This is a genomic window from Thioalkalivibrio sp. ALgr3, assembly GCF_000377325.1.
Lineage (GTDB): Bacteria > Pseudomonadota > Gammaproteobacteria > Ectothiorhodospirales > Ectothiorhodospiraceae > Thioalkalivibrio.
Window position 1 is genome coordinate 275,341 of record NZ_KB897976.1, and the last position, 14,772, is coordinate 290,112.

Below are 14,772 nucleotides of genomic sequence, written 5' to 3' on the forward strand. Positions count from 1 at the left end.
GCGCCGTGACAATCTCCGGACACCGACAGGGCGTTCGGCTCGGGTGCCTCCGCAGAAAAGATTGCCACGGCGCCTGCGGCGCCTCGCAATGACCGGGGTCGGGTTCCGGCGTAACGTTCTACCGCCGCCCGGCCAGCGGGTCGTCGGGGTCGACGCTGTCGCGGAAGGGCTTGCGGCGGTCGAGGTTGGTCAGCTGATAGACGTTGCCCAGCCAGTTGTTGATGACTGCCAGCGCGGTGTCGTGCCAGGTGTTGTCCAGGCGGTCCAGCAGCAGGGCCTCGGGCAGGGCCGGGATCTCGGTGCAGTGCTCCAGCGCCGCCTCCACGTGCTCGCGGTGTTCATCGAGGATCGCGGCCGCCTGCGGCATCAGGTAGTTCTCCGGCAGCGGCGGATAGGCCTTGCGGTCGCCCTCGATATAGCGCACCACTTCGCGCTTGTATTCCTTGAGCAGGCTGATCGAGTCGTACTCCGGATGGCCCTGGAAGAAGACCATGCGGAAACCGTCCGGCGAGGCGCCCAGATGGATGCCGGCTTCCTCGCTTTCCACCAGCACGCGCAGGCCGTGGCGTTCGAACTGCTCGCGGGTGACCTTGTTGTAACGCGAGTGCGGCACGTCGAAACGGGTGTTCACCCCGGTCACCAGCGGGTGCCCGCGGTCGACCACCCGGTGCGGGAACACGCCCCAGAGCTTCTCGCCCATGTGCTGGCGGTGTTCGTCGTAGTGCGACTGCAGCACCGCATGGGTCGCGAGGCAGGAGCACAGTGTGGAGGTCACGTTCTGCCAGGCCCAGTCCACCACCTCGGCCAGCGGTTCCCAGAACGGCTCCAGGGCCAGATCCGGCTGGGTCACGTTGGCCCCGGTGATGATCAGCGCGTCCAGGCCTTCTTCCTTGAGCTTCTCGAAGTCCTCGTAGTAGTTCTCGACGTGCTCGCGCCCCTTCCGGCCGCGCTTGAGCTGCGGCAGCGTGAACGGATGGATGTAGAACTGCGCGATCTGGTTGCTCTCGCCGATCAGGCGAAAGAACTGACGCTCGGTGGCCGCCAGTGCGGCATCCGGCATCATGTTCAGCAGCCCGATGTGCAGCGCGCGAATCTCCTGCTGGCGGGCGAAGTCGTTCGGCAGGACCGATTCGCCCTCGCTGCGCAGGCGTTCGAAGGTGGGGAGTCCGGAGTGTGCAACCAGGGGCATTACAGTCGCCTCTCGCGTTCCAGGGCCATGCAGACCAGCTCGTCAAAGTCGGCCGCGTTGCGCACCCGGGCCACCTCGGTGGTGCTGACGGTGTAGCCCCAGGTCTCGGCGATCTGTTCGTAACGCGGCAGCCGCGCCCGGAACAGGCGCGAGAATACCCAGCGCACGAAGGCATTGGGGTCGATCTGGGCGACGTACTCCAGTTCCTCGATGCGCATGTATTCGGCCAGCTGCTGGTCGAGGAAGGCCTCGCGGTAGTACAGCGGCTTGGGGTTGGCCTCGGCGCGTTCGATCAGCTCCCGCTCGTCCTCGTCCGTGGCCTGGATATAGAGGATGATGGTGTGTTCGGCCAGGGTCTCGAGCACGCCGGGGCTGTCCAGCTCGCACACCGAACCGCCGGCATCGTTGACAAAATGCGGGTAGCCGAACAGGGTGCGCGCCTTGTGGATGAAGTCCGGCACGTCCAGCATCGCCTGCACTTCGGCCTCGTGGTGCAGGGCCTGGCGGCGCTTGAATTCGGTTAGCGGCAGCCCGCCCAGCTCCGGGTTGCCCAGCTTGCCGAGGAAGCTGGACACCGGGTGCAGGTTGTCGACGGTGATGTTGTTGATGATCTGGATGGAGTCCGAACGCAGCAGCTCGCGCAGGAACGGGACCTGCATCGCCTGGGACTTGATGTTGTCCAGGATCGGTTCGTTCAGGTAGCGCGTGCCGATGCGATAGTCGCCGGAGTAATGGAACCAGTCCTCCTGGCGCAGCATGTTGGACAGCCGCGTCTTGCCGACTCCCGACATCCCCAGCAGGGTGATGCGGCGGCCGTCCAGCTCGCGGTATTCGTCCGGGGTCAGGCGCATGCGATCGGGATCCCTTTATCGACGCAGGATGAAGAGCACGCCGGCGGTCAGTGCCAGGGCACTCATGACGTAATGATCGTACTGGAACTGCAGTCCGAGCAGCCCGCGCAGGCCGTACAGCACGAGCCAGATGCCCAGCAGGATGTTGCCGATCACGCGCATCTCAGACCTCGCGCAGCAGCTGGCTGACCGACTTGAACTCGGCGGCGCGGGCATCGCCCAGCCATTCAAAAAGCACGGATTCGTGATTGGTGATGATCGCCCCCGCCGCGCGCAGGCGCTCGAGGCCGTTGCCGCGCAGCTCGGGGTTGCGCGAGCACACCGCATCGGCCGCCACGAACACCGTGACCCCGGCATCCAGCAGGTCCAGCGCGGTCTGGGTCACGCACACGTGGGTCTCGGCACCGCCGATGACCACGCTGTGGCAACCCGCCAGGCGCTGCTCCAGGGCCGCCTCGCCGCAGCAGGAGAAGGCGGTCTTGTCGGTCACGGTGGCCAGATCGCCGAGATCCTCGAGCGCGGAGCGCAGTGGTTCAACGGTGTCGCCCAGCCCCTGCGGATACTGGCGCGACACCTCCACCGGAATACCCAGCTGGCGCGCGGCTTCCACCAGCCGCCCGGCGTTGCGCACGGTGCGTTCACGATCGGTTTCCGGCATCGCCGCCATCAGCCGCTCCTGCAGGTCGACCAGCAGCAGCGGCGAGCGTTCGGAACGCTCGCAGCGAGCCCGCGCAGCCCCGCTCATCACTCCAGCATGGCGTCGATGGATTCGAGGTCTTCCTCGGCCAGCTGCCCCGCCGCGCGTTCCAGGCGCAGGGTGTTGGCGAGGAACTCGTAACGCGCCTCGGCGAAGTCGCGCTCGGCGCCGAACACTTCGCGCAGGGCCAGCAGGACATCCACCTGAGTGCGGGTGCCGACCTCGAAGCCGGCCTCGGCCGCCTCGAACGCGGCCTGGGTCGATTCCAGTGCCCGGTTCAGTGCGCGCACGCGGGATTCGGCGGCCACCGAGGCGAGATAGGCGTTGCGGGTGTCGCGCCGGGTCATGCGCTCGACCTGCGTCTGCCCCTGCTGCGCGGCCTGGAAGTCCTCGCGCGCCTGACGGGTCAGGGCGGTCACCCGGCCGCCGGTGTACAGCGGGATCTCCAGACGGATGCCGATCTGAGCTTCGGTGGAGTCGTTGAACTGGGAGCTCTGGCCGGGAGGCATGGCTGGTTCGTCCACCGAATGAAAGCGGTTTTCGCTGACTGAGGCGTTGAGGCCGAGACGAGGAAGACCTTCGGCCCGCTGGCGGTCGATCTGCTCGCGCGCGGTCTCGGTGGCGAGGCGCTGCGCGGCCAGCTCCAGGTTGTTCTCCAGGGCACGCTGCACCCACGCCTCGGCATCCCGCGGCTGCGGCAGCTGGAGTTCGGCATCGGGGGCCAGGGTATCGAGTTCGTCCCAGTAGCGGTTGGTGATCAATGCCAGCTGTTCGCGGGCCACGTCCAGTTCGTTTTCGGCGCCGATGCGCTGGGCCTCGGCCAGGTCGCGCTGGGCGCGGGCTTCCTTTACGTCGGTGCTGGCGATCAGGCCGACGTCGAAGCGGCGTTCGGTCTGCTCCAGCTGGCGCTCGATGGCCTCCAGTTCGGCGACGCTGAATTCCAGGCCTTCCTGGGCCACGAGCACGTCAAAATAGGCTTCGGACACCCGCAGCATCAGGTCCTGGCGCGCGGCATCGCGTTCCGCCTCGGCCCGGGCGATCTCCAGGTCGGCCTGGCTCAGTTCCACGTAGTTGCGCCGGTCGTAGATGCTCTGGTCCAGCAACAGCGCAAAACGGCTCTGCCGCCCATCGGTGCTGTCGCGTCCGTCCGGGTCGTTGTAGAACGCACCGCCTTCGATCTCGCCGCGCAGCTGGGGCAGGAGACCGGAGCGGGCGGCCGGGCGATTCTGCAGGGCACTGCGGTATTCCGCCTCGGCGATCTGCAGTTCGGCGTCTTCCTGCGCGGCCTGTTCGTAGACTTCCATCAGGCTCGCGCCCTGGGCGGGGGCGGCCGTGAACAGGGCGAGACCGGCGGCGGCGATCAGGGGATGCAGTCGTTTCATGGCGATTCGATTCCGGGCTGGCGAAGTTCTCGATACTAGCAAAGCCCGCCGCCGAAGGCGGGCGGGCCCGGTGGATCCGCGGGTTTCGCGGGATCTAGAACTCGAAGGCCGGACGCGGCTCGAAACCGGCCAGCGGCGGGACCCGCGTCTCGAAAAGGTCCTCGTGCCGGGTGTTGTCCTCGGTGGTGCGGGTGACCAGGCGCGCTTCCATGATCGGCGGTTCCCCGGTGACCACGAACAGGCGGCCGCCCAGCGCCAGGAATTGTTCCAGGAAGTCGTTGTATTCGGTCATGGCGCCGTTGACGGCGATGACGTCGTAGCGCTCTCGCGGCGGACGCCATTCGGGGGTTACCGTCCCGGTGCGCGGTGCCGCGTTGGTGATGTTCAGGTCGTGCAGGCGGTTGCGCGCGGCCAGGCGCAGGTCGTCATGGCGCTCCACGCTGTCGACATGTGCGGCCAGGCTCGCGAGGCAGGCGGTGGCGTAGCCGGAACCGGTGCCGATCTCCAGCACGGTGTCGGTGGGCTGCGGGGCGACCGCCTGCAGCATGCGTCCGATCACGCGCGGCGGCAGGGTCTCCTCGCCGTGGCCCAGGGGGATCTCCGTGTCGGCGTAGGCCAGGGCCTGGTAGGGCTCGGGCATGAAGCGCTCGCGCGGCAGCGTCTCCATCACCCCCAGCACGCGCATGTCCAGCACGTCCCAGGGACGTACCTGCTGTTCCACCATGTTCATCCGGGCCTTGGCGAAATCCATTGCGGGATCCTCTGTGCGGCAACGAACCGTGAAGAGTACGGCCGCCGCGCGTTGCAGGCAAGTGGGGCCCGGTTCAGTGTCCTTCCAGGGATTCGGCGATTGCGCGGATGCGCTCGTGGCGCAGGGCCTCGCCCAGCTGCGGGCCCTGGTGGCCGGCCTCGATCAGGGGTTGCGGGCTGACGGCCGCGGCGGCCTCCACGGCGCGGCGCAGGGCGTCGGCCTGGGGGTAGGGGCGCTCCTCCCAGCCGGTTCGCCCGCGGAAGTCGGCCTCGACCGCCAGCAGGAAGGGCTCGACGTTCTCCGGGCGGCGCAGGGCATCCAGGCCCTCGATCAGTTTCATCACGGTCTTCGGGCGCAGTTCGAACAGGCGATGCGCGAGGCCGTGATGGCGCGCTACGCGGATCGCGAGGTCGCGGTAGCGCCGGGGAATGCGCAGGCGTTCGGCGAGCGCCTTGATGTGGGTGACGCTGCGTTCCTCGTGCCCGTGGTGCGCGGGCAGGATGTCCTCCGGGGTGTCCGCCTTGCCCAGATCATGGGTCAGCGCGGCGAAGCGGACCTCGGGCGCGTCGCTCAGGCGCGTGGCCTGGTCCAGCACCATCAGGGTGTGTACGCCGGTGTCGATCTCGGGATGGTATTTCGCCGGCTGGGGTACGCCGAACAGCTGTTCCAGTTCCGGCAGCAGCACCGCCAGCGCCCCGCATTCGCGCAGCACCTCGATGAACCGGCGCGGAGCAGGGCTGGTCAGGGCCTTCTCGAACTCGGCCCAGACGCGTTCCGGTACCAGGGCGTCAATCTCTCCCGAGTCGACCAGCTCGCGCAGCAGGGCGCGGGTCTCGTCGGCGATCTCGAACCCCCACGGGGCCAGCTGGGCGGCGAAGCGTGCCAGACGCAGCAGGCGTACCGGGTCTTCGGCGAATGCCGGGGAGACATGCCGCAGGATGCGGTTTGCCAGGTCATCGCGGCCGCCGAAGGGGTCGATCAGTTCGCCGCCGTCGTCCTCGGCCATGGCATTGATGGTGAGGTCGCGCCGTTCCAGGTCCTGTTCCAGCGGGACATCGGGGGCGGCGTTGAACTGGAAGCCGTGGTAGCCGCGTGCGGTCTTGCGCTCGGTCCGGGCGAGGGCGTATTCCTCCTGCGTCCGCGGATGGAGGAACACCGGAAAGTCGCGCCCCACGGCGCGATAGCCGGCCGCCTCCATGGCCTCGGGCGTAGCGCCCACCACCACGTAATCGCGTTCGCTGACCGGGCGGCCCAGGAGCCGGTCGCGGACCGCGCCACCGACCAGATAGATGTGCATCCCGGAGGCGGCCGCCTCAGTCGCGCTCGTAGCTGGTGCGCAGTTTCTGCATGCGCGCCTCGCGGCCGCCCTTGCCCAGATAGGTGGGTGCGATGCTCTCCAGCCGGGTGGGGCAGCGCAGGGTCTGCCCGGTGCATACGCTGTCGATCGACAGCGAGGCGAGGTTGTCGCGCGACAGCGGCTTGCCCGGGACGTACTCCAGGACGTTCGCCTGCAGGCGGCCCGCCCAGTCCGGCAGGCCGATGACCGGGCGCCGGTGGCCGGAGACCCGGCCGACGTAGCGCACCAGTTCGCCCAGGCTGTATTCCCGCGGGCCGCACAGTTCGAACCCCTGACCGAAAGTCCCCGGATCGTTCAGGGCCGCGGCGAAGTGGTCGGCCACGTCGCCCACGAACACCGGGGCGAAGCGTGCTTCGGCGCGGGCCAGCGGCATCATCGGGGAGAAGCGCAGCAGGGTGGCGAAGCGGTTGAGGAAGCTGTCCTCCGGGCCGAAGATCACCGACGGGCGGAACACCGTCACCGGGAAGGCCGTGGCCGCGAACGCGGCCTGCTCGGCTTCGCCCTTGGTCCGCAGGTAGTGGCTGGGCGGGTCCGGCATGTCGGCCTTCAGCGCGCTCATCTGCAGAAAGCGGCGCACGCCCTGGCGTTCGGCGGCGGCCAGGGCCTTTTCCGTCAGCTCGGTGTGAGCGCGGCGGAAGCCGGAGCCGTCGTGGCCGCGCTCGTTGAGGATCCCGACCAGGTTGATCACGGCATCCTGGTCGCGCAGGACCCGGTCGAGGTCCTCCGGGTCGTGGACGTTGCCGGCGATCAGGTCGACCTCGGGGTTCACCATGAGCTCGCGGTGACGGTGCGGGTGGCGCGTCACCACGCGTACATTCAGTCCACGGTCGATCAGCCGCGCCACGATGTGGTGCCCGACGAAGCCCGTTCCGCCCAGCAGGCAGACGTTGCGAATCGAGAGAGTCGACATGATTGCGAAGGCCCTTACCGAATACGGATGTGTGCGTCTTATACTCGGCTGTGGGCGCGTGATCAATCCACCCGGGCGGGCGCTGGCCCGGCGAGTCCCGAGAGAGAGGCCCGAAGATGACTGAACTGACTGCCGTCAATCCGGCCACCGGCACGGTGCTGGCGAGTTACCCGCGGTTGGATGCCGCCGGCGTGGAGGCCGCGCTGCAGGGCGCGGTGGACGCCCGCGCGGCCTGGGCCCTGCAGCCGGTGCACGAACGGGCCGCCCTGCTGCGCGAGCTGGCCGCGGTCCTGCGCGGGCGCCGGGAGGAGCTGGCGGTGACCGCGACCCGCGAGATGGGCAAGCGGCGGGTCGAGGCGCTGGCCGAGGTGGAGAAATGCGCGGTGGCCTGCGAATACTACGCCGAGCACGGGCCGGGCTTCCTGCTGGATGTGCCGGTGGCCACCGAGGCGGCCCGCTCGTACGTGGCCTGGCAGCCGCTGGGCACCGTGCTGCTGGTCATGCCGTGGAATTTTCCCTACTGGCAGGCCTTCCGCCAGGCCATTCCGGCGACCCTGGCCGGCAACACCGTGCTGCTCAAGCATGCCTCCAATGTGCCCGGCTGCGCGCAGGCGCTGGAGGAGGTGTTCCGCGCGGCCGGGTTCCCCGACGGGGTCTTCCGCAACCTGCCGGTGGGCTCCGATGCGGTCGAGGATCTGATCGCCGATCCGCGGGTGCAGGGCGTGAGCCTGACGGGTTCGGAGCGCGCCGGGCGCGCGGTGGGTGCGGCCGCGGGCAAGGCCCTGAAGACCTCGGTGCTGGAGCTGGGCGGTTCGGACGCCTTCATCGTCCTGCATGACGCGGACCTGGACACCGTGGTGCGCGAGGCCCTGCGCGGGCGGTTCCAGAACAACGGCGAGACCTGCATCGCGGCGAAGCGCTTCATCGTTGAAGATTCGGTCGCCGAGGCGTTTGCGGAACGCCTGAGCCGGGCGGTGGCTGCCCTGCAGACGGGCGACCCCATGGAAGACGGGACGGATCTGGGCCCGCTGGCTCGCGGCGATCTGCGCGACGAACTGCACGATCAGGTGCAGCGCAGTGTCGCCGCAGGTGCGGTGTGCCGCACCGGCGGCCAGCCGCTGGAGGGGGAGGGGTTCTTCTATGCCCCCACCGTGCTGGATCACGTGGAGCCGGGGATGGCGGCGTTCGACGAGGAGACCTTCGGGCCGGTGGCCGCGATCACACGGGCCGCGGATGCCGCAGCGGCGGTGGAGCTGGCCAACCGCTCGCGCTTCGGTCTGGGCGGGTCGGTGTGGACCGCCGACCGTGCGCGCGGCGAGGCGCTGGCGCGTCAGCTGGAATGCGGCTGTGCGTTCGTCAACGCCGTAGTGAAGAGCGACCCGCGCCTGCCCTTCGGCGGGGTGAAGGATTCCGGCTACGGGCGCGAACTCGCGGATCTGGGGATCCGCGAGTTCGTGAATGCGAAGACGATCTGGGTGGCCTGACTCAGCCGCCGGTCATGGACATGAAGCGCATGACCTTCTCCGGGCGCTCGTTGAATTCGTGGCGCTCGGGCTTGAGCGCGATCGCCTCGAGGATCGCGGCTTCCAGCTCGGCATCGCTGCAGCCGTCGCGCAGCCGCGGGCGCAGTGCCAGGCTGTGCTCGTTGCCCAGGCAGGTGTGGATGGTGCCGTCCACCGACAGCCGCACCCGGTTGCAGGTGTCGCAGAAGTGCTGCGAGATCGGCGTGATGAAACCGATCCGGATGTCGGTGCCCGCCACCTGCACATAGCGCGCCGGGCCGCCGCCGGGCATCACCCCGGGGATGAGCTCGAAACGCTGCTCCAGGTCGCGGCGCACGTCCTGCAGGTTCACGTAGTGGCCTTCGTTCGCCGCGCGCCCGGTGTCCCCCACCGGCATGGTCTCGATGAAGCGCAGGGTGAAACCGTGCTCGATGCAGAAGTCGACCATATCGCCGACCTCCGTATCGTTGATGCCGCCCATCACCACCATGTTGATCTTGATCGGGTCGAGGCCGGCGCGTTTCGCCGCCATCAGCCCGTCGATCACCTTTTCCAGCTTGCCGCCGGTCACGTCCTTGAAGACCTCGGGGCGCAGGGTGTCCAGGCTGACGTTGATGCGCCCGACCCCGCCGGCGGCCAGTGCGTCGGCATGCTTCGCCAGGCGCACCGCGTTGGTCGACAGCGAGAGGTCGTCGATCCCCGGCAGGGCGTTCAGGCGCGTGGCCAGGTCCGGGAGGCCGTGACGCACCAGCGGCTCGCCGCCGGTCAGGCGCACCCGCCGGGTGCCGAGGCGGCCGAAGGCGGCCATCACCCGCTCGAGCTCGTCGAAGGTCAGCCAGTGCTCGGGCACCTCGAAGTCGCGAAAGCCCTCCGGCATGCAGTAGAAGCAGCGCAGGTCGCAGCGGTCGGTGACCGATACGCGTACGTATTCGATCTTCCGGCCAAAGGGATCCACCAGTCCGCGGTCGTTCATCCAGGCCCCCGGCCTCGGGCGAGGCGTTATGTTTGCGAGGGAACATCGTAGCCCATGCGGCGGGTCGCGCGGAAAATGCCCAGTTCCGGCGCGAGAATAAATAAATTCTTTCCGAAATTAATAAGGATTATTCGAGCATAAGTACTTCTCGTTGGCCAAGCCTTCCGGCGGGGTCCACAATACGCCGTGGACAACTGAACCGACAGTCAACGAGGTCGCGCCCATGAGTGCCCTGCCCGAATTCGAAGATCACGGCAAGCAGGAGATCAAGTACACCACCTGTTACATGTGTGCCTGTCGCTGTGGCATCAAGGTCACCGTGGAGGACAACAAGGTCCGCTACATCCAGGGGAACCGGCATCACCCGATCAACAAGGGCGTGCTCTGCGCCAAGGGCAACGCCGGGATCATGAAGCAGCAGTCCCCGGCCCGCCTGCATCAGCCGATGCGCCGCAAGCCGGGCACCGAGCGCGGCGCCGGCGAGTTCGAGCCGATCTCCTGGGACGAGGCCATCGACACCCTGTCCGAGCGCCTGAAGAAGATCCGCGAGACCGATCCGCGCAAGCTGGCGTTCTTTACCGGGCGTGACCAGATGCAGGCCCTGACCGGCCTGTGGGCGACCCAGTTCGGCACCTACAACTGGGCGGCCCACGGCGGCTTCTGCTCGGTGAACATGGCCGCCGGCGGCCTGTACACCACCGGCTTCGCCTTCTGGGAGTTCGGCGACCCCGACTGGGACCGCACCAAGTACCACATGCTGTGGGGCGTGGCCGAGGACCATGCCTCCAACCCGATCAAGATCGGGCTGGAGAAGCTCAAGCGCAATGGTGGCAAGTTCGTGGCCATCAACCCGGTGCGCACCGGTTACCAGGCGATCGCCGACGAGTGGGTGGGCATCAAGCCCGGCACCGACGGCCTGTTCGCGCTGTCGATGCTGCACGTGCTGCTGAAGAACAGCCAGTTCGACTGGGACTTCCTGGTTCGCTACACCAACGCCACCCAGCTGGTGGTGCAGACCCCGGGGCAGCAGGGCGACGGCCTGATCCTGCGCGACGACAACGACAACCCGCTGGTCTGGGAGCTGGAGAAGGAAGACTTCGTCGACGGCAGCCAGGTGGACATCAAGCCGGCGCTGTTCGGCGAGTACACCGCCCCGGACGGCCGCCCGGTCAAGACCGTGATGACCCTGCTGGCCGAGCGCTACCTGAGCGACGAGTACTCTCCGGAGAACACCGCCGAGATCACCGGCGTGCCGGCCGAGCAGACCGAGCGCCTGGCGCTGGAGATGGCCCACGTCGCGTTCAAGGAATCGATCGAGCTGGACGTCGAGTGGACCGACTCCTGGGGCCGCAAGCACGACAAGGTCGTCGGGCGTCCGGTATCCATGCACGCGATGCGCGGCATCTCGGCGCACTCCAACGGTTTCCAGACCTGCCGTGCGATCCACTTCCTGCAGATCATGCTGGGCTCGGTGGACTGTCCCGGCGGTCACCTGGCCAAGCCGCCGTATCCCAAGCACGTCCCGCCGGGCATCAAGCCGGCGAAGGAATGCGCGCCGAACACCCCGCTGAAGAGCCCGCCGCTGGGGTTCCCGACCGCGCCGGAAGACCTGGTGATCGATGACGACGGCAACCCGCTGCGCATCGACAAGGCCTTCTCCTGGGATGCGCCGATCTCCAACCACGGCATGATGCACATGGTCGTGACCAACGCGGTCAAGGGCGACCCCTACCCGATCGACACGCTCATCTTCTTCATGGCGAACATGTCGTGGAACTCCACGATGAACACCGATGAAGTGATGGACATGCTGCGGGCCAAGGACGAGAACGGTGAGTACAAGATCCCGTATCTCGTGGTATCGGACGCCTTTAACTCCGAGATGGTCAGCTTTGCCGACCTGGTGCTGCCGGATACCACCTATCTGGAGCGCTACGACACCATCTCCATGCTCGACCGCCCGATCTCCGAGCCGGCCGCGGCGGCGGACTCCATCCGCCACCCGATCCTGGAGCCGGATCGCGACGTGCGTCCGTGGCAGGAGGTGATGGTCGAGCTGGCCAGCCGCCTGAAGTTCCCGGCATTCACGAAGGACGACGGCAGCCGCAAGTTCGAGGACTACAAGGACTTCATCGTCAACTTCGAGAAGGAGCCGGGCATCGGCTTCCTGTCGGGCTATCGCGGCAAGGACGGTCAGAGCCACCTGCGCGGTGAGCCGAATCCGAAGCAGTGGGAGGCGTACATCGAGAACCAGGGGTTCTTCATGTATCACCTGCCGGAGAGCCAGCAGTTCTACCGCTACGCCAACCAGGAGTACCTGGAGCTGGCGAAGCACGCCGGCTGGGTGGGCAAGACCGACCCGATCACCATCGAGCTCTACTCCGAGACCCAGCAGCGCTTCAAGCTGGCCGGCCAGGGCCTGTATGACGGCCCGCAGCCGACCAAGCAGGAGCACAAGGATCGTCTGGCCGAGTTCTTCGATCCGCTGCCGATCTGGCACAAGCCGCTGGAGCAGACCCGCATCGACGAGGACGAGTACCCGTTCTACGCGGTCAACCAGCGCCCGATGTTCATGTACCACTCCTGGGATTCGCAGAACGCCTGGCTGCGCCAGATCTGCGCCCAGAACTACCTGTACATGAACCGCCAGAAGGCCGAGTCCATGGGCATCGCCGACATGTCCTGGGTGTGGCTGGAGTCGCACAACGGCAAGATCCGCGTGCAGGTGAAGCTGATCGAGGGTTGCGAACCCAACACTGTCTGGACCTGGAACGCGATCGGCAAGCAGAAGGGCGCCTGGGGTCTGAAGGACGACGCCAACGAGTCGCAGAAGGGCTTCCTGATGAATCACCTCATCAGCGAGCTGCTGCCGGAGAAGGGCGACCCGGTGGACGACATCACCAACTCCGACCCGGTCACCGGCCAGGCCGCGTGGTACGACCTGAAGGTCAGGATCACGCCGGCCGAGCCGGAGGAGCAGGGCTCCTGGCCGCAGTTCGACAAGGTCAAGGCCACGCCGGGCATGTCCGAATCGCCGGACCAGCTGCGCTACCACGCGCACAAGCCCGTGCACCTGAACCGCGACATCCGCGACGTGCTGACCCGCGGTTCGCTGGACGACGACAAGAACTGAGCCGGCCCGCCCCGCGGCGGCCCGGCGCCGTCACGGGGTTCGCCCGCACGAACGATTTGAGGGAGTACCAACCATGCGTCTTGGACTCGTGATCGACATGGATACCTGCGTGGGCTGCCATGCCTGCGCGGTAGCCTGCAAGCAGTGGAATACCAGCGGCACCACCGGGCCGCTGACCGACTATCAGCCCTACGGCGAAGACCCCAGCGGCGTGTGGTTCAACCGCATCCGCCACTACGAGGTCGGGGACTACCCCAACAACAAGACCGTCAACATCCCGATGTCCTGCATGCACTGCGAGCATGCCGACTGCGTGAACGTCTGCCCGACCGGCGCCTCCTACAAGCGCCCGGAAGACGGCATCGTGCTGGTCGACCAGGACAAGTGCATGGGCTGCAACTACTGCGCCTGGGCCTGCCCCTACGGTGCCCGCGAGCTGGATCGCGAAGACGGCGTGATGAAGAAGTGCACCCTGTGCGTGGACCGCATCTACGACGAGGCCCTGCCGCCGGAAGAGCGCCAGCCGGCCTGCGTGATCACCTGCCCTGCGCATGCGCGCTTCTTCGGTGACTTCGACGACGAAGAATCCGAGGTGAGCCGTCTGGTGCGCGAACGCGGCGGGGTGAAGCAGATGCCCGAGCTGGGCTACAAGCCGGTCAATACGTATCTGCCGCCGCGAGTCACCCGCCCCATTCCCACCGACGATGTGCGTGCCAATACGCTGATCAGCTCGGTGAAGGACTGGGTCAACAAGATGGTGGCGCGCTAAAGCGCCGCATCCGGGGAGAAAACACCATGCATCCTGCACTTTCCGTCATCCTGTTCACGGTCACCTCGGGCGCAGGCTACGGCCTGTTCGTCCTGCTGGTCATCTTCCACCTGGCCGGTATCGGCCCGGCGATGAGCCAGGGCGAGCTGATCGCCCACGGTGTGGCCGCGCTGGGTCTGATCACCTTCGGCCTGCTGTTCTCGACCGGTCACCTGGCCAACAAGAAGAACGCCTGGCGCTCGTTCATGCGCTTCAGGACCTCCTGGCTCTCGCGCGAGGCGGTGTTTGCCGTGCTGTTCTACCCGTTCGCCGGTATCTATGGCCTCAGCGTGCTGTTGCAGGGGGCCGAGATCGGGCCGCTGGGCATGGTCACGGGGCTGATCGCCGCAATCCTGGGCGTCATCGTCCTGTTCTCGACCGGCATGATCTACGGCTGCCTGAAGACCATCCGCCAGTGGAACACCGCGCTGACCCCGGCCAATTACATCATGCTGGGCGTGGCCACCGGCGCGGTCGCCTATGCAGCCATTGCCAGCGCCTTTGACAACGCCACCGCGATGCACGCCGGCGTGGCCATCGTGATGCTGCTGATCGCCGCGGTCCTCAAGGGGATCTACTACTTCTGGATCTCGCGCGTGAGCGGCCCGACCATCAACACCGCCACCACCTTTAACCGCGCCACCGTCCGGCTGCTGGATACCGGCCACACCGCCGGCACCTTCCTGACCGACGAGTTCGGCTACGACCCGGGCAAGAACACCACCGACACGTTGAAGATGGCCGTGTTCCTGCTGGGCTTCATCGTACCGGCCCTGGTGTTTGCCGCGGTGCTGACCGGTGCCCCGGCCGCGACCGCCTGGCTGGCGGTGGTCTCTTCCCTGATCGGCGTGGGCATGGAGCGCTGGCTGTTCTTCGCCGAGGCGAAGCACGTGGTGCGCCTGTACCACGGCGATCAGCACACCTGACCCGCCGCTCGGCCGTGGTGCCGCAGCAAAAGGCCCCGCATCCGGGTTCCCGGGTGCGGGGCCTTTTCTTCAGCGGGACCCGACGCAGATGACCGTCGGGTCGTTCGGGGATGCCGGGTTACTTGTTCTTGCCGGCCTCGCGCACGTTGTGCACGACCACATAGCCCACCCAGCCGAGGAAGACAACGATGCCGAGCAGGGTCGCAATGGTCAGGATGCCGATCGGGGACTGAAACAGGATTTCGGTAATCATGGCGCTCTCCCTGTGGTATATGCCGCACCTGCTACGAAAA

General features: G+C 67.2%; 14 protein-coding genes. 4 read left to right on the plus strand and 10 right to left on the minus strand.

The window, feature by feature from the left end:
- Window positions 1-118 precede the first annotated feature (118 nt).
- The 8 genes from C998_RS0101400 to C998_RS0101435 all read right to left on the minus strand — a co-directional run bounded on the left by C998_RS0101400 (window position 119) and on the right by C998_RS0101435 (window position 7,137).
- Window positions 119-1,189 (minus strand): homoserine O-succinyltransferase, encoded by a 1,071-nt coding sequence (locus C998_RS0101400; protein ID WP_018869053.1) that lies wholly within the window; start codon window positions 1,187-1,189, stop codon window positions 119-121.
- A complete protein-coding gene (locus tag C998_RS0101405; protein WP_018869054.1) occupies window positions 1,189-2,040 on the minus strand; it encodes a hypothetical protein in 852 nt (283 codons plus the stop codon). The genes C998_RS0101400 and C998_RS0101405 overlap by 1 nt, the downstream gene beginning before the upstream one ends.
- Before the next feature lie 15 nt (window positions 2,041-2,055).
- Entirely contained in the window at window positions 2,056-2,202 is a 147-nt protein-coding gene (locus C998_RS15005) for a hypothetical protein (protein ID WP_018869055.1), read from the minus strand.
- A 1-nt stretch (window position 2,203) separates the two neighbouring features.
- Window positions 2,204-2,785, minus strand: coding sequence for an isochorismatase family protein (locus C998_RS0101415; RefSeq protein WP_018869056.1), 582 nt, complete (start codon window positions 2,783-2,785; stop codon window positions 2,204-2,206).
- Window positions 2,785-4,119 (minus strand): TolC family outer membrane protein, encoded by a 1,335-nt coding sequence (locus C998_RS0101420; protein WP_018869057.1) that lies wholly within the window; start codon window positions 4,117-4,119, stop codon window positions 2,785-2,787. The genes C998_RS0101415 and C998_RS0101420 overlap by 1 nt, the downstream gene beginning before the upstream one ends.
- A 94-nt stretch (window positions 4,120-4,213) precedes the next feature.
- Window positions 4,214-4,870, minus strand: coding sequence for a protein-L-isoaspartate O-methyltransferase (locus C998_RS0101425; RefSeq protein WP_018869058.1), 657 nt, complete (start codon window positions 4,868-4,870; stop codon window positions 4,214-4,216).
- Between the two features lie 73 nt (window positions 4,871-4,943).
- A complete protein-coding gene (locus C998_RS0101430; protein ID WP_018869059.1) occupies window positions 4,944-6,167 on the minus strand; it encodes a multifunctional CCA addition/repair protein in 1,224 nt (407 codons plus the stop codon).
- Window positions 6,168-6,183: 16 nt separating this feature from the next.
- On the minus strand, window positions 6,184-7,137 hold the full coding sequence (locus C998_RS0101435) for a complex I NDUFA9 subunit family protein (protein WP_018869060.1): 954 nt from the start codon (window positions 7,135-7,137) through the stop codon (window positions 6,184-6,186).
- A 116-nt stretch (window positions 7,138-7,253) separates the two neighbouring features.
- Here C998_RS0101435 and C998_RS0101440 point away from each other — a divergent pair, with 116 nt between their 5' ends.
- Window positions 7,254-8,621, plus strand: coding sequence for an NAD-dependent succinate-semialdehyde dehydrogenase (locus C998_RS0101440; protein WP_018869061.1), 1,368 nt, complete (start codon window positions 7,254-7,256; stop codon window positions 8,619-8,621).
- Between the two features lies 1 nt (window position 8,622).
- On the opposite strand, the gene moaA is transcribed toward C998_RS0101440, so the two are convergent.
- Window positions 8,623-9,612, minus strand: coding sequence for a GTP 3',8-cyclase MoaA (gene moaA, locus C998_RS0101445; protein ID WP_018869062.1), 990 nt, complete (start codon window positions 9,610-9,612; stop codon window positions 8,623-8,625).
- 223 nt (window positions 9,613-9,835) lie between these two features.
- Here moaA and C998_RS0101450 point away from each other — a divergent pair, with 223 nt between their 5' ends.
- The 3 genes from C998_RS0101450 (at window position 9,836) to C998_RS0101460 (ending at window position 14,479) form a co-directional block, all read left to right on the plus strand.
- Window positions 9,836-12,745 (plus strand): molybdopterin oxidoreductase family protein, encoded by a 2,910-nt coding sequence (locus tag C998_RS0101450; RefSeq protein WP_018869063.1) that lies wholly within the window; start codon window positions 9,836-9,838, stop codon window positions 12,743-12,745.
- A 73-nt stretch (window positions 12,746-12,818) separates the two neighbouring features.
- A complete protein-coding gene (locus C998_RS0101455; protein ID WP_018869064.1) occupies window positions 12,819-13,514 on the plus strand; it encodes a 4Fe-4S dicluster domain-containing protein in 696 nt (231 codons plus the stop codon).
- A gap of 26 nt (window positions 13,515-13,540) precedes the next feature.
- A complete protein-coding gene (locus tag C998_RS0101460; RefSeq protein ID WP_018869065.1) occupies window positions 13,541-14,479 on the plus strand; it encodes a DmsC/YnfH family molybdoenzyme membrane anchor subunit in 939 nt (312 codons plus the stop codon).
- 118 nt (window positions 14,480-14,597) lie between these two features.
- Here the strand turns inward: C998_RS0101460 and C998_RS15295 are convergent, their stop codons facing one another.
- Window positions 14,598-14,732: a hypothetical protein gene (locus C998_RS15295; RefSeq protein ID WP_018869066.1), complete on the minus strand. Its 135-nt coding sequence runs from the start codon at window positions 14,730-14,732 to the stop codon at window positions 14,598-14,600.
- Window positions 14,733-14,772: the final 40 nt, after the last annotated feature.

Coding starts and splice junctions, on each gene's coding strand:
- C998_RS15295 (WP_018869066.1), bottom strand. CDS start 14,732: ATGATTACCGAAATCCTGTTTCAGTCCCCGATCGGCATCCTGACCATT.
- C998_RS0101420 (WP_018869057.1), bottom strand. CDS start 4,119: ATGAAACGACTGCATCCCCTGATCGCCGCCGCCGGTCTCGCCCTGTTC.
- C998_RS0101405 (WP_018869054.1), bottom strand. CDS start 2,040: ATGCGCCTGACCCCGGACGAATACCGCGAGCTGGACGGCCGCCGCATC.
- C998_RS0101455 (WP_018869064.1), top strand. CDS start 12,819: ATGCGTCTTGGACTCGTGATCGACATGGATACCTGCGTGGGCTGCCAT.
- C998_RS0101400 (WP_018869053.1), bottom strand. CDS start 1,189: ATGCCCCTGGTTGCACACTCCGGACTCCCCACCTTCGAACGCCTGCGC.
- C998_RS0101460 (WP_018869065.1), top strand. CDS start 13,541: ATGCATCCTGCACTTTCCGTCATCCTGTTCACGGTCACCTCGGGCGCA.
- C998_RS0101415 (WP_018869056.1), bottom strand. CDS start 2,785: ATGAGCGGGGCTGCGCGGGCTCGCTGCGAGCGTTCCGAACGCTCGCCG.
- C998_RS0101425 (WP_018869058.1), bottom strand. CDS start 4,870: ATGGATTTCGCCAAGGCCCGGATGAACATGGTGGAACAGCAGGTACGT.
- moaA (WP_018869062.1), bottom strand. CDS start 9,612: ATGAACGACCGCGGACTGGTGGATCCCTTTGGCCGGAAGATCGAATAC.
- C998_RS0101435 (WP_018869060.1), bottom strand. CDS start 7,137: ATGTCGACTCTCTCGATTCGCAACGTCTGCCTGCTGGGCGGAACGGGC.
- C998_RS0101440 (WP_018869061.1), top strand. CDS start 7,254: ATGACTGAACTGACTGCCGTCAATCCGGCCACCGGCACGGTGCTGGCG.
- C998_RS15005 (WP_018869055.1), bottom strand. CDS start 2,202: ATGCGCGTGATCGGCAACATCCTGCTGGGCATCTGGCTCGTGCTGTAC.
- C998_RS0101430 (WP_018869059.1), bottom strand. CDS start 6,167: ATGCACATCTATCTGGTCGGTGGCGCGGTCCGCGACCGGCTCCTGGGC.
- C998_RS0101450 (WP_018869063.1), top strand. CDS start 9,836: ATGAGTGCCCTGCCCGAATTCGAAGATCACGGCAAGCAGGAGATCAAG.